Here is a 14,017-nt window from a genome sequence, read left to right as displayed (position 1 = left end):
CGGCAGTGATTTATCATGCAGCCCTGTCGTCATTAGCCCAAGGAGTCCGCGCATGAGCGCCCCTCAGTTCCGCAACCCCGTGCCCGCCGACGCTGAACGCTGCTACGCGATCGAAATCGGCGCCTACGAAGGGGATGAAGCGGCAACCCTGGAAAAAATCCGCACCCGCATTGCCCAGTACCCGGAGGGTTTTCTGCTACTTGAAGCCGAGGGCGAAACCGTCGGCTTCATCAACAGTGGCTGTGCGCATGACGTGGTCATGTCTGACGAGGCCTTCAAGGAGCTGGTCGGCCATGACCCGGCGGCACCGAACGTGGTGATCATGTCGGTGGTGGTCGACACCGCACATCAGGGCAAAGGCTATGCAACGCGGCTGATGAGCGAGTTCATCCAGCGCATGAAGGCCCAGGGCAAGCAGACCATCCACCTGATGTGCAAAGAGCAGCATGTCGCGCTGTACCAAAAGCTGGGCTACACCTACGTGCAGCCATCGCCCTCGGAGCACGGTGGCATGGCCTGGCACGAAATGCTCATGACGCTCTGAGCCTTATTCGGCCATCTGCAGCTCGGGCAGTTTCACCCGAAACGCCCGGGTCAGCCCAAGCAGGCAGGCGAACCCCACGCCCATCCAGCACAGCCCGATGGTAAATGACAGGCTGGACAGGCTGCTCCACAGCCACAGCGTACTGAGAAACCCCAGCCCAGGAACCACGCCGTACAGCAGGCAGTTGCGCGTGCCACGTAGCTTCTGGTCAACCAGGTAGTGCTTGACCACGGCCAGGTTCACGGCGGAAAACGCGAACAACGCGCCGAAGCTGATCATGTTGGCGACGGTGTCGAGGGTGATGAACAGAGCGATCAGCGACAGCAGGCTGACCAGCATGATCGCCGCCGCCGGTACACGCTTTTTCGTCACCAGTTGACCAAACACGGCCGGCAACGCCCCATCGCGCCCCATGGCGAACAGCACCCGCGACACGCTTGCCTGGGAGACCATGGCCGAAGCGAAGCAGCCGGCTACATAGGTGGCGGTAAACGCCGTCACCAACAGTTCACCGCCCACCCGGCGCATCACGTCCACCGAGGCCGAGTCGGGGTCGGCGAAACTGCCCCACTCCGGGAAGACCATCTGCGCGCAATACGACACCACCAGAAACAGCAGCCCGCCGATCAGCGACACGGCCATGATCGCCAGTGGGATGCGAAACGTCGGGTTACTGGTTTCCTCGGCCATGGTCGAGACCGCATCGAAACCAAGAAACGACAGGCACAGCACCGCGGCGCCGGTCATGATCAGCGGCACGCTGAAGCCCTCATGGTGGAAGGGTGCAAGCAATGATACAGGTGCTGACTGGCCGGCCAGATTGCTGATCGACAAGCCGACGAAGACGATGATGAACACCAGCTGGACGACCACCAGAATCCAGTTCACCCGGGTAATCGATTCGATACCGATCAGGTTGAGGAAGGTCACCAGGGCGATGGAGCCCGCGACCCACACCCAGGCATGGATGGCCGGGAAGTATTCCGACATGTAGATGCCGATCAGCAAGTAGCTGAGCAACGGCAAAAAGATGTAGTCGAGCAGCAGCGTCCAGCCGGTCATGAAGCCGATGTGGGTGCCGAAGGCTTTGCGGGTGTAGGTGTACACGGAGCCGGAGTAGGGGTGCGCTTGCACCATGCGGCCATAGCTGTAGGCAGTCAGCAGCATGGCGGCGAGGGTCAGCAGGTAGGCGGTGGGCAGGTGCCCCTTGGTCATCTGAGTAACCAGGCCATAGGTGGTGAATACCGCCAGTGGCACCATGTAGGCAAGGCCGAACAGCACCAGGGCACTCAGCCCCATGGATTTTCTAAAGCGGCCTGAAGGGCTGGAGGGCGACGCGGCATGGGCGGGTTGGGCTGTAGTTGTTGTTGTATGCATTGCTAACTCCTGAAATCGGATGCAGGACGCCGCGGTAGGCGAGTGGGCTCGATACCGTGTGGGGTCATGAAAGGAGGCTGGGCCAGCGTGCGGTGCGCGGCCCTCAGGGGTGGGGCCGGACGATGCTCCCACACCCCAGGCACACTCGAAATCACCCTTTGGGGTGAGCCGGTCGTCGCCTGAAAACGCTCACCCCAAAGGGTGATTTCGGTCTCTGCCTGGCCGTGGGAGTATTTGCAAACAACGCGCCGCCCGACGGCGATACCGTTTCCCGCTACCGGCAGAATTCCAGTGAACAGTGACCAATTGGCTTCAGAGCAGTGGTTCGAGCACATGGCCAAGGTGACCGACACGATCGGCCAACCGGGCTTTGCCGCCACCTTGTTCGGCGCGCTCGGGTTCATCCGGCCGATCCAGGCCACCACGGTCTACCTCTACCCCCATGACGGCATGCCGAGTGCGCTGTTCGAGCAGGATGACAAGGCGCCCTGGCTGCCAGAAGGCAATGTCAGCCGCTACCTTTCCGGGTTCTACCTGCTCGACCCGTTCTACGGCGCCTGCGTGGAGCGCGTCGAGTCTGGCTGCTACGGCCTGTTCGACGTGGCTCCTGACCATTTCGAAGTGAGTGAGTATTACCAGTCGTTCTATCGCCATTCGCACCTGGAGGATGAGCTCAATTACATCCTGCAGGTCGCACCCGGCCAGAGCCTGGCGGTGTCGCTGGCCTTCACCGACAAACTGGACGGGCCAAGCCGCGAGCTGTTCGGCCGTGTCACGCCCTGGGTGCTGGCGGTGCTCAACAAGCACTTCGCCGGGCTGGGGAGCCGCGGGGGGCGTTTCGAGAACGTGCTGGAGCAGCGTATCCATGCCGCGCTCAACAACTTTGGCAGCTCGTTGCTGACCGAGCGCGAGTGCCGCATCGCCCAGCTCATCCTGCGTGGCCATTCGACCAAGTCCCTGGCCGAGCGCCTGGGGGTGTCGGAAGACACCATCAAGTCCCACCGCAAAAACGCCTACGCCAAGCTCGACATCGGCACGCAATCCGAACTGTTTTCCTTGTTCATCGACGCGCTGGCCAATGCCCAGGGCGTGCTGGGCAAGGACCCGCTGGAAAGCTACATGGGCAAGCTGCGCTAAGCGCCGCAGCCCTGCAACACCCACCGACAACAAGGAAAACCACCCATGAATGCGCCTTTCGTTCCCCAACGCCAGACCCGTGACTACCAGGCCGCCGACGCCGCGCACCACATCCATGCCTTTCTCGACCAGAAGGTGCTCAATGCCGAAGGCCCGCGGGTCATGGTTGGGGGGGAGCGGCTGCACCTGTGGGACAGCGAGGGCAAGCGTTACCTGGATGGCATGTCGGGGCTGTGGTGCACTCAGCTGGGTTACGGTCGCAAGGACCTGACCGCCGCCGCCGCCGCGCAAATGGACCAGTTGGCCTACTACAACATGTTCTTCCACACCACCCACCCGGCGGTGATCGAGCTGTCCGAGTTGCTGTTCAGCCTGTTGCCTGGCCACTACAGCCACGCGATCTACACCAACTCCGGGTCCGAGGCCAACGAGGTGCTGATCCGCACCGTGCGCCGTTACTGGCAGGTGGTTGGCCAGCCGACCAAGAAAATCATGATTGGCCGCTGGAATGGCTACCACGGCTCGACCCTGGCGGCCACGGCGCTGGGCGGTATGAAGTTCATGCACGAGATGGGCGGGCTGATCCCGGACGTGGCGCACATCGACGAGCCGTACTGGTACGCCGAAGGTGGCGAGCTAACGCCGGCCGAGTTCGGCCGCCGCTGCGCGCTGCAGCTGGAGGAAAAGATCCTCGAACTGGGCGCGGAAAACGTCGCCGGCTTTGTCGCCGAACCCTTCCAGGGGGCCGGGGGCATGATCTTCCCACCGGAAAGCTACTGGCCCGAGATCCAGCGGATCTGCCGCCAGTACGACGTGCTGCTATGTGCCGACGAAGTGATCGGCGGTTTTGGCCGCACCGGCGAATGGTTTGCCCATGAGTATTTCGGCTTCGAGCCGGACACCCTGTCGATCGCCAAGGGCCTGACCAGCGGCTATGTGCCCATGGGCGGCCTGGTGTTGAGCAAGCGCATCGCCGAAGCCCTGGTGGAACGCGGCGGGGTGTTCGCCCACGGCCTGACTTATTCGGGCCACCCGGTGGCGGCTGCCGTGGCCATCGCCAACCTCAAGGCGCTGCGCGATGAAGGCATCGTACGCCAGGTGAAGGACGACACCGGGCCGTACCTGCAGCGCATCCTGCGTGAAGTGTTTGCCGATCACCCCTTGATTGGCCAGGTGCAGGGTGCGGGCCTGGTGGCGGCGCTGCAGTTCGCTGAACACAAGCCGACCCGCAAGCGCTTTGCCAATGAGAACGACCTGGCCTGGCAGTGCCGCACCTTCGGCTTCGAGGAAGGCGTGATCATTCGCTCGACCCTGGGCCGGATGATCATGGCGCCGGCATTGGTGGCCAACCGCGCCGAGCTGGACGAACTGGTCGACAAGACACGTATCGCCGTAGACCGCACTGCCCGGTTGGCAGGCAGACTCTGAGGCAAAGGGGCGCAAGGCCCGCTTCCACAAGTGCACGCGGGTCTTCTGTGGGAGCGGCCTTGCGCCGCGAATGGGCTGCACCGCAGCCCACAATCCAATACATTCTTAGGCAATGCAAATGGACAGTCTCGATTATTGGCAAACGCGCGCTGCAGGCCTGCGTTTGCTCGACAAGGCCCTGATCGGCAGCCAGCAGGTGAGCGCTAACAGCGGCGCCACGTTCGCCGCCATCAACCCGGCCACCCAGCAGGTACTGGCGCAGGTCGCCGCTTGTGGTCAGGCTGAAGTCGACTTGGCGGTGGCCACCGCACGCCGTGCCTTCGAGCAAGGCCCGTGGTCGCGCATGGCCCCGGTTGAGCGCAAGAAGGTGCTGCTGCGCCTGGCCGAGCTGATTATGGCCAACCGCGAAGAACTCGCGCTGCTGGACTCGCTGAACATGGGCAAGCCGGTCATGGATGCCTACACCATCGACGTCCCCGGCTCGGCGCATGTCTTTGCCTGGTACGGCGAGGCACTGGACAAACTGTACGACCAGGTAGCGCCCACCGCGCCCAACGCGCTTGCCACCATCACCCGCGAAGCGCTGGGCGTGGTCGCCGCCGTGGTGCCGTGGAACTTCCCGCTCGACATGGCGGCCTGGAAGCTTGCGCCGGCGCTGGCTGCCGGCAACAGCGTGGTACTAAAGCCCGCCGAGCAATCGCCGTTCTCGGCGCTGCGCCTGGGGCAACTGGCGCTGGAGGCCGGTTTGCCGGAGGGCGTGCTCAATGTCGTGCCGGGCCTGGGCGAAGATGCGGGCCGGGCGCTGGGGCTGCACCCCGACGTCGACTGCCTGGTGTTCACCGGCTCCACCCAGGTAGGCAAGTACTTCATGCAGTACTCGGCGCAGTCAAACCTCAAGCAGGTCTGGCTGGAGTGTGGCGGCAAGAGCCCGAACCTGGTGTTCGACACCTGCCAGGACCTGGACCTGGCCGCGGAAAAGGCGGCGTTCGGCATTTTCTTCAACCAAGGTGAAGTGTGTTCGGCGAACTCGCGCCTGTATGTGCAGCGCTCGATCCACGATGCGTTCATCGAGCGCCTGCAAGCCAAGGCCCGCCAGTGGATGCCCGGCAACCCACTCGACCCGGCAAGCCGCGCGGGTGCCATCGTCGATGCCGAGCAGACCGGTCGCATCAAGGCCGCCATCGACCGTGCGCACGCGCAGGGCGCCCAGCTAGTGTGCGGTGGCCGGCGCCTCACCATTGACGGCTCGGACAACTACATCGAACCGAGCATTTTTGCCGGCGTCGATGGCAGCATGAGCCTGGCCCGGGAGGAAGTGTTCGGCCCGGTGCTGGCGGTCAGCGCGTTCGACACCGAAGAGCAGGCCGTGCGCCTGGCCAACGACAGTGTCTACGGCCTGGCAGCGTCGGTGTGGAGCGACGACTTCAACCAGGTGCATCGCGTCGCGCGGGCGTTGAAGGCGGGCACCGTTTCGGTCAACACGGTGGATGCGCTGGATGTCACGGTGCCGTTTGGGGGTGGCAAACAGTCGGGGTTTGGTCGCGACCTGTCCCTGCATTCGTTCGACAAGTACTCACAGCTCAAGACCACCTGGTATCAGTTGCGCGCTTGAAAAGCGGACTGCGTACCCCAGCCACGCGCGCCCGGTGTAGGAGCAGCCTTGTGCTGCGAAGAGGCCGGTGATAGCACTGAAGATTTACTGTGTTATCACCGGCCTCTTCGCAGCACAAGGCTGCTCCTACCACGACCGCGCATGGCTGAAGGGTAGGGCAGTCAGCTCAACTCCCCTTCGATGATGATCACCTCGCGCCGCCGAGCGCAGTGCGAATGTCTTGACGCTCAGGTAGGCTTATCGTCAGCCCCGTAAACACCCGGGAGGTAACGATGCAGCCACTGACCCACGCGCAGGTACTGGCCAATGCCCAGGAAAACCCCATCAACCGGGCCTTGCTGTCACTGTTGCCGGCGCTGGATATACCGCACTGCATGCTGACAGCGGGGTGCCTGTTCCAGGCTTTCTGGAACCATCGCTCTGGGCAACCGGCAGCGTGGGGCATCAAGGATTACGACATTGCCTACTTCGATGAAGACCTGTCGTGGGAGGCCGAAGACCGGGTGATCGCACGGGTTCAGCAGGCCTGCGCGCACCTTGGCGTCAATGTCGAGGTGCGCAACCAGGCCCGTGTTCACCTGTGGTACGCCTCGAAGTTCGGCACCACCTACCCGGCATTGCAACGGGTAACCGATGGCATCGACCGCTACCTGATCAGCTCGACCTGCCTGGGCATAGATGTCTACACCGGCGTGCTCTACAGCACCCATGGCCTGGATGATCTTCAGCACGACCTGCTAAGGCCCAACCCATTGAACCTGCAACCTGCGTTGTTCGAGCAAAAAGCGGCCAGCTACCGGGAGCGCTGGCCGTGGTTGAAAGTGGTTGGCTAAGCGATCACCGCACATCACACCTGGCTGTCAGTGCGCCCGTCACGGGTGGTCAGCCGGCGTGAGCCACTGCGCGTAAGTGATGCAGCTGATGTGTTCGGTTCGGTAATCCTGGAGGAACGGGTTGTATTTGTTTTCTTCGGTGTGGTGATGACGGAACCCGCACTTCGATTGGGCAACAAAAGACTGGGTGTTGTCAGCGAAATAGCCACACCAGAGCGCCTTGAGCTTCAGGGTTTCAAACCCGTGCCGCATCACTTCACGTACGGCTTCGGGAATCAGGCCTTTGCCCCAGTACGGCACGCCGATCCAGTAGGCGATTTCGCCTTCCTGCTCGCTGATCTCGAAGTGGCTGTTGCCGCCTATCAGAATGCCCACACACCCCACTGCACGGCCGTTCTCCTTCAGTTCGACGGCATACACCTCGGGGTGGTTGAACACGGTGCGGATGACCTCGGCACTGTGCGCAACGCTGGTGTGCGGTGGCCACCCCGCGACAGGGCCAACGCGGTCGTCCTTGGCGTATTCGTATAAGTCAGCGGCATCTGTTTCTTGCCAAGGGCGCAGCCGCAGCCGTTGTGTTTCAAGTCGCATGTCCGGTACTCATCCTGGGTTACTCGGGCGTCACAGGGTAGTGCGCGGCGCTTGATGGGTACACGTCAGTACCTCGGCAGTTTCGGTACTTTTCGAAACTTCATCAGCGAGCGGTGATAAGCTTTGCGCAGTTTAAACGGGCAGCGTTGAGCCACCATGCAGCACATTCCGAAACTGGTTACACCGGGCGATCCGCCCCGTTTGGGGGACACTACACTCGCCGAAGGGGTAGGCGTGCCGCTGTCTTTCGGCCATGCCTACATAACGCTGCTGGTGTGCTTGTCCGGCAGTGCCGCCTTCGCGTTCAACTTCCAGGACCAGGCGGTCAGGCGTGGTGATGTGATGGTGTTGGCCGAGGACACGATCGCGTTGCTCAAACGTCGCTCACGCAGTTTCAGGGTATTTTTTTGCTTGATGCCCAAAAGCTTCGCTGCCGAGGTGGCTTACCAGCTGCCCAACCCCTTGTTCGTTTTTTTGCATGACCACCCACACTGCGTACCGGCCAATGCTGACAGGCCGCTGCTGGCGGGCTGGTTGGCGCACATGCGGGACATTGCGCAGCGCTGCCCCACGTACCAGCACATCATGCTCAGAAATCACCTGCAAAACCTGTTTCTGAAGATCGCCGAGCAACTTCCGGCGCAGTACCAGGCGGGCCGGCAATTCAGCCGCCAGGAAACACTCAGTTGGCGTTTCTGGGAGTTGATAGGCAAACACTGCATGCGCCACCGAGAGGTGAAGTTTTATGCCGATGCGCTGACGATCACGCCGTATTATCTGTCGCAGCTCAGCAAGGCTTTTTTCAATGACACCCCCAAAGGCCTGATTGACCGCCAGGTGACCTTGGAAATCAAGGCACTGCTTTCATACAGTAGCCTGGCGATTGGGCAAATCGCGGACACGCTCAACTTCGCCGACGCGTCGTATTTGTGCCGGTATTTCAAACGCCAGACGGGGGTTTCGTTGTCCTACTATCGCAGCCACTCGCATGAGCCGAACGGATCGCGACCAGGCTCGTCGCACCGGGCTGGCAGCGCCAGGGCATTGGTACGCGCCTGATGAACGCGGCACTGGCGCAGGCGACGTGGGCGAGTTTGCCGGGCTGGTCTATCAGCCGATGGAGAAGCAACTACCCTGATTTTTAGCGGTGCCGTTACCCAACGCCCCGTTCTCCTTGCACACATAGGCGCACTTGCCGGGGACGCACCCCCCTGTAGGAGCAGCCTTGTGCTGCGAAGAGGCCCGTGACAACACCATCAATCTTCGTTGTTGTCACGGGCCTCTTCGCAGCTCAAGGCTGCTCCGACCGGGCTTGGGGTTGAGCGGAGATTTGACGCGTCTGTGGCTCGAATCAGAAGCTGTACTTGAAGCTCGTCATCACATTGCGTGGCGTGCCATAAACGCCGTACAGGCCGGATTGGCTGTAGTACTCGCGGTCGAACACGTTGTTCAGGTTCACCGATGCACTCACGTGCTGGTTGATGTCATAGCGAGCCATCAGGTTGGTGACCGCGTAGCTGCCCTGGCTGAAGGTGTGCAGGTCGGCGCCGACCTTGCTCTGCCAGTTCACCCCACCGCCGACCGTGATCTTGTCCAGTGGCCCGTGCAACCGGTAGCTGGTGAAGGTCTTGAAGCTGTTGCGCGGCAGGTTGGTGTTGATGCGCTGGTCGTCGGCGTCAGTGGTCACCGAATAGGCATAACCGGCGGATGCTTGCCAGCCTTCGGCCAGCTCGCCGTTCAGCTCCAGTTCGATGCCCTTGGAGGTGGTGTCCTGTTCAGCGCTGTAGACGTTGTCGTGTTGCCAGATGGCCAGGTTGTCCTGCTCCAGCTTGAACACCGCGAGGCTCGAGTTGAGCTTGCCATCGAGGTGGGTGCCCTTGATGCCGATCTCGTAGCCGACACCTTCCATCGGGTCGAGCGGCTTGTTGCTCTCGTCGGTGACCCACGAGCCCTGCGGGTTGAAGATCTTGGTGTAGCTGGCGTACAGCGACCAGGTGTCGTCGAGGTCGTAGACCACGCCGGCATAAGGGATGAATACGCCGTTTTCCTCACGGTTCACTTCGGTTTCGGCGCCGCCATACGGCCTGTCCGAAGAGTCGCGCTTCCAGTTGATCAGGCGGCTGCCGAGTATCAGGCTAAGGTCGTCGGTCACGCTGAAGCGCGAGGTCAGATACGCCGCGTACTGGTCTTCGTCAATCGATGACTTGCCGCTTTCGACGAAGTCCGGCTTGGCAGACTTGCCGTCCCAGGTGAACAGGTTGTCGATCACGCCCGCTGGCGAGCCGGCGTAGTCATAGCGCCAGCCGCCCCAGCTTGGGGTGTTTTCCCGGTATTGGGACAGGGTCATGCCGGTAATCAACTCATGGTCACGCCCGAACAGGCTGAACGGGCCGGTGACGTACAGGTCGAGGTTGTCTTGGCGCGGGGTGCCGGAAAAACGCACGGGCAGCTGGGCCAGGCCGCTGCCCTCCGGGCTCAGCTCACCCATGGCAAAGTTGAACAGCTCGTCGAATTTGTTCTCGGCATGGGTGAGCTCGACCTTGCCGCTCCAGCCGTTGCCCAGTTGCTGCTCGATGGAGGTGAAGAAGCTGGTTTGCTCGTGATCGTTGTACGACCAGCTTGGCGCGGCATTGAGCGAGCGCTTGAGGTTGGTACGTTCACCTGTCGAGAAACGCGTAGGCAGGCCGGAGCGCAGCGGTGAATCTATGTCGCTGCGCAGGTAGCTGAAGCCCACGGTCAGCAAGGTGTCTTCGCTGAGGTCGAATTCGGTGATGCCATACATCAGCTGCGATTGCTGGTTGTAGCGGTCAATCCAGGCTTTTTCGGTTTTGTAGTCGGCGACGAAGCGCCCCCGCACGTTGCCGGTTTCGGTCAGCGGCCCGGACACATCGAAACCGGTGCCGTAGCGGTCCCAGTTACCCGCTTCGCCGGTGATGCTGGCCTGGGCGTCGGCGGTGGGGCGCTTGCGGATCAGGTTGATCGTCGCCGAGGGGTTGCCCATGCCGCTGATCAGGCCGGTGGCGCCGCGCACGATTTCGATGCGGTCGTACATCGCCATGCTTTGCGAGTAGTTGTCCAGGCGGGTACTGGTCGGCACGCCGTCGACCTCGTAGTTCTGGATGGCAAACCCACGCGACCAGTACGAATCGCTCTCCGAGCCCAGGCCATCGCGAACCACGGTGATGCCTGGCGCGGCTTCCAGCGCGTCGGTGAGGTTGGTCAGGCGCTGGTCATCCAGGCGCTGGCGGGTCATCACGGTCAGCGATTGCGGGGTCTCGCGAGGGGTAAGGTTGAGGCGCGTGGAGCTGCTCGACGAATAGGTGGTGTAGAGCCCGCTGCCTTCGGTGGTCGAGCCCGGCGCCTTGCCAGAGATGGACACCGCGCTCAGCTCCAGGGCCCCGGTGGCAGTGGCTTGCAGCGAATAGTTGCCGTTGACGCCGCGGCTGGCTTCAAGCCCAGTGCCAGCGAGCAGCATCGCCAGGCCCTGGTCGACATCGAAACGGCCCTGCAAGCCGCTGGTGCTGCGGTCCTCGGTCAATGCCGTGGGGTAAGACAGCAGAATGTGCGCGGTCTGGCCAAAGCGGGCCAATGCGGGCGCCAGTGGGCCAGCAGCGATATCGAAATCGGCCTGCGCCTGCTCGGTTGCCGTGGCCAAGCTGGGCGTCAGCAGCAGCGGGGCGCTTGCACTGATGCAAGCGATGCCCTGGACCACTGCGCCGGCGAGTTTTTGCGTGACCGATAACTGCCAGCCCTGGCGTTTGCGTGCGGTGCGATTCACGAGTGTTCCCCCATTGATTTGAAGTGCTGAGGGTTAAGTCTCGTGAGACGCGAAATCGGACCACCTCTGTGTAACTTTTTTTTCGTCAGGCCATGCGCGGCTTCAACGTCACCCAGTAGCGGGTGAAATGCTGCACGTCGAGCTGCAAGGTGTCCGCCACTGCGGTGATGATTTTTTCGGTGTTATCCAGCGGGAATGTGCCTGACACACGAAGGTCCGCCAAGGCGGGGTCGCAGGCGAGGTGCCCGCGGCGATAGCGGCCGACGTCGTCGAGAAAGGCCGCCAAGCGTTGGCCTTGGGCAACCAGCATGCCTTGGCTCCAGGCAGGGGCAACGGGGGGCACGGGCTGACGGTCGAATATGCCCTGGCGGCTGAAGCTGGCCTGCTCCCCGGCACTCAGCAGAAGGGGCGGAGGGGGCTGCAAGGCCGGTTGCACCGACAAGCTGCCCTGATACACGCTGACCTGGGTGAGCTCGGCGTGCAGCCTCACATTGAACTGCGCCAGTGTCGATGCGAGACGGCCATGCACGGTGTCCACCCACAGTGGCCGGCTATCGGCGCGGGGCGAGCGGCTGATCAGCACCTCGCCGCGCAGCAACCGCAAGCGGCGTGCCTGATGGTCGAACGCCACATCAAGGGCGCTGTCGGTGTTCAGCTGTACCTGGGTGCCATCGGCTAGCGTCAAGCGCCGTTGCTCGCCGATGCGGCTGTGGTAGTCCGTACGCCAGTCTTGTACCAGCGCGGCGTCTTTCAGGTACCAGGCGCCGACACCTGCGGCCATCAACAGCGACAGTTGCTTGAGCGCCGTGCGCCGCGACGGCTGCTGGCGCAGCGCCGCGTGGGCCAAGGGGCGTTGGCCTGGGCTGCGCATGTCCTGCATGCGTTGGGCGAACACCTGGGTCCGTTGCCAGGCGTGCTCGTGCAGCGGGTGCGCCTGGCGCCAGCTCATGCAGGCGGCCAGGGTGGCAGCGCTGACGGCCGGCTCTTGCAGTTCGAGGTGCCACTGCATGGCCTGCTCGGCCACCTCGCCGGGGATCGACGCTGAGCCCTGGCCGTTCATGGCAGGTCCAGGCTGTGATCGAGCATGATGCACAGGGCGCCTGCCTTGACGATGTAGCGCTTCACCGTGGTAATCGACACGGCCAGCCGCTCGGCAATGTCCGCGTGCCCCAGGCCATCCACCTGCGACAGCAGGAACGCTTCGCGCACTGGGCGCTCCAGGCCGTCGAGGGCGGCGTCGAGGGCGATCAGGGTTTCCAGCAGGATTGCCTGGGTTTCCAGGCTGGGCGCAACCTGTTCGGGCAGTGTCGCCAGCGCTTCGAGGTAGGCACGTTCGAGTTTTTGCCGGCGAAAATGGTTGCACAAGACGCTCTGCGCCACCTTGGCCAGGAAGGTGCGGGGTGCATGCAACTGTGGCACGTGTTGTTTGTTCAACAGGCGCAGGAAGGTGTCTTGCGCTAGGTCCGCTGCGCTTTGCGAGCAGTTCAGCCGCAGCCTTAGCCAGCGCGTCAGCCAGCTGTGTTGCTGGCGATAGAGCAGGGCCACATCGCACAGAAGGGGATCAGGGGAAGGGAGCATGGAGTGCGGCCGCCGCAGGGTCATTGTTGCAAACGATAATGCTTATCATATATACGGCTTGGGCACCCCTGCAACACGCGCGCGCGGCAAATGCCGTGGCGGTCTCTGGTCCGATATAAAACTGCTGCCCACCGGGAAGGCGCACACTGGCTGTAGCTCAGATCTTCTGAGCATTGAGAGGTGTGTATGACCACTGGCAAGCGCTTCACAGAGGCTGATGCCCCCGCTGTCGAACCAGGGCACGGCGAAGACTGGCCAACCGGGAAAGATGAAGACGATACCGAGGCACAGACACCGACGGAAAGCCAAAGAGGTTCCGGCCATCCCGACCCGTCAAGAGCCTCTGAGGCAGAGCGGTACAGCTATCAGCCGAAGCAGAAAATCAGGCCATAACGCTTGGCTAAACGGCAGGACGTACAGGCGGCAGGTAGGGAAGCAGGCGTTCGGTCTCTTTCCTGACCACCGCGTAACACTCGCAACTGAGCTGCTCCAGGTGTGCCCTGTCGAGCACCCTGATATGCCCCCGGTTGTATTCGATCACCCCCAGCCGCTGCAGTTTGCCAGCGGCGTCGGTCACCCCTTCGCGGCGTACGCCCAGCATGTTGGCGATCAGTTCCTGAGTCATGCACAGCCGGTCGCCCGGCAGGCGGTCCAGCGACAGCAGCAGCCAGCGGCACAGTTGCTGGTCGATGGAATGATGCCGGTTGCACACCGCCGTTTGCGCCATCTGGGTGATCAATGCCTGGGTGTAGCGCAGCATCAACATCATCAGTTCGCCATGGCGGTTGAACTCGTCCTTCAAACGCTGACATGGCAGGCGATAGGCATGCCCGGCGCTTTGCACGATCGCACGGCTGGGGGTGCTTTCTCCGCCCATGAACACGGCGATGCCAACCAGCCCTTCATTGCCCACCACCGAGATTTCCGCCGAGGCGCCGTTCTCCATTACGTACAACAACGAGACGATCGCATCGGTGGGGAAGTAGACGTGGCGCAGGGGGTCGCCGGACTCGTAGAGCGCTTTGCCAAGGGGCAGGCTGACCCGTTCCAGGTGCGGCTCCAGCCGGGCGAACGTGTCCGCGGTCAGCGCGGCCAACAGGTGATTTTGCCGGGGGTTGGAGGTGGGTTGCATGCTCGGG

At 62.6% G+C, this 14,017-nt stretch carries 12 protein-coding genes and 1 pseudogene; 7 read left to right on the top strand and 6 right to left on the bottom strand.

Annotated elements, in window-relative coordinates:
* The first annotated feature begins 52 nt into the window (after window positions 1-52).
* Window positions 53-544 (top strand): GNAT family N-acetyltransferase, encoded by a 492-nt coding sequence (locus LOY53_RS15955; RefSeq protein ID WP_186680527.1) that lies wholly within the window; start codon window positions 53-55, stop codon window positions 542-544.
* 3 nt (window positions 545-547) lie between these two features.
* Here the strand turns inward: LOY53_RS15955 and LOY53_RS15950 are convergent, their stop codons facing one another.
* A complete protein-coding gene (locus LOY53_RS15950) occupies window positions 548-1,921 on the bottom strand; it encodes an APC family permease (RefSeq protein WP_252824802.1) in 1,374 nt (457 codons plus the stop codon).
* Window positions 1,922-2,254: 333 nt separating this feature from the next.
* On the opposite strand from LOY53_RS15950, the gene LOY53_RS15945 reads away from it, so the two are divergent.
* The 4 genes from LOY53_RS15945 to LOY53_RS15930 all read left to right on the top strand — a co-directional run bounded on the left by LOY53_RS15945 (window position 2,255) and on the right by LOY53_RS15930 (window position 6,931).
* On the top strand, window positions 2,255-3,058 hold the full coding sequence (locus LOY53_RS15945) for a helix-turn-helix transcriptional regulator (RefSeq protein ID WP_252827438.1): 804 nt from the start codon (window positions 2,255-2,257) through the stop codon (window positions 3,056-3,058).
* Window positions 3,059-3,103: 45 nt separating this feature from the next.
* A complete protein-coding gene (locus tag LOY53_RS15940; RefSeq protein WP_252824801.1) occupies window positions 3,104-4,486 on the top strand; it encodes an aspartate aminotransferase family protein in 1,383 nt (460 codons plus the stop codon).
* A 118-nt stretch (window positions 4,487-4,604) separates the two neighbouring features.
* The gene (locus tag LOY53_RS15935) at window positions 4,605-6,098 is read left to right on the top strand and encodes an aldehyde dehydrogenase (RefSeq protein WP_252824799.1); all 1,494 of its coding nucleotides are present in this window, start codon (window positions 4,605-4,607) and stop codon (window positions 6,096-6,098) included.
* 272 nt (window positions 6,099-6,370) lie between these two features.
* Complete coding sequence (locus LOY53_RS15930) at window positions 6,371-6,931, top strand: nucleotidyltransferase family protein (RefSeq protein ID WP_258702957.1); 561 nt, start codon at window positions 6,371-6,373, stop codon at window positions 6,929-6,931.
* 39 nt (window positions 6,932-6,970) lie between these two features.
* Here the strand turns inward: LOY53_RS15930 and LOY53_RS15925 are convergent, their stop codons facing one another.
* Complete coding sequence (locus LOY53_RS15925; protein WP_099454557.1) at window positions 6,971-7,522, bottom strand: GNAT family N-acetyltransferase; 552 nt, start codon at window positions 7,520-7,522, stop codon at window positions 6,971-6,973.
* Window positions 7,523-7,678: 156 nt separating this feature from the next.
* On the opposite strand from LOY53_RS15925, the gene LOY53_RS15920 reads away from it, so the two are divergent.
* Entirely contained in the window at window positions 7,679-8,581 is a 903-nt protein-coding gene (locus tag LOY53_RS15920) for a helix-turn-helix transcriptional regulator (RefSeq protein ID WP_258702956.1), read from the top strand.
* Window positions 8,524-8,660 (top strand): annotated as a pseudogene (locus tag LOY53_RS15915) (GNAT family N-acetyltransferase); the annotation flags it as partial. The gene LOY53_RS15920 and the pseudogene LOY53_RS15915, both read left to right, overlap by 58 nt.
* 213 nt (window positions 8,661-8,873) lie before the next feature.
* Here LOY53_RS15915 and LOY53_RS15910 read toward each other — a convergent pair.
* The 4 genes from LOY53_RS15910 to LOY53_RS15895 form a co-directional block, all read right to left on the bottom strand.
* A complete protein-coding gene (locus LOY53_RS15910) occupies window positions 8,874-11,234 on the bottom strand; it encodes a TonB-dependent siderophore receptor (protein WP_258704179.1) in 2,361 nt (786 codons plus the stop codon).
* A gap of 151 nt (window positions 11,235-11,385) precedes the next feature.
* The gene (locus LOY53_RS15905; RefSeq protein WP_258702955.1) at window positions 11,386-12,360 is read right to left on the bottom strand and encodes a FecR domain-containing protein; all 975 of its coding nucleotides are present in this window, start codon (window positions 12,358-12,360) and stop codon (window positions 11,386-11,388) included.
* A complete protein-coding gene (locus LOY53_RS15900) occupies window positions 12,357-12,878 on the bottom strand; it encodes a sigma-70 family RNA polymerase sigma factor (protein WP_099454554.1) in 522 nt (173 codons plus the stop codon). The genes LOY53_RS15905 and LOY53_RS15900 overlap by 4 nt, the downstream gene beginning before the upstream one ends.
* Window positions 12,879-13,278: 400 nt before the next feature.
* Window positions 13,279-14,010 (bottom strand): Crp/Fnr family transcriptional regulator, encoded by a 732-nt coding sequence (locus LOY53_RS15895; RefSeq protein WP_258702954.1) that lies wholly within the window; start codon window positions 14,008-14,010, stop codon window positions 13,279-13,281.
* Between the last annotated feature and the right edge of the window lie 7 nt (window positions 14,011-14,017).

It is taken from the genome of Pseudomonas sp. B21-031 (assembly GCF_024748985.1).
Taxonomy (GTDB): domain Bacteria; phylum Pseudomonadota; class Gammaproteobacteria; order Pseudomonadales; family Pseudomonadaceae; genus Aquipseudomonas; species Aquipseudomonas kermanshahensis.
The sequence above is the reverse complement of the archived record's forward strand: the minus strand, read 5'-3'. Positions and strand labels throughout refer to the sequence as shown.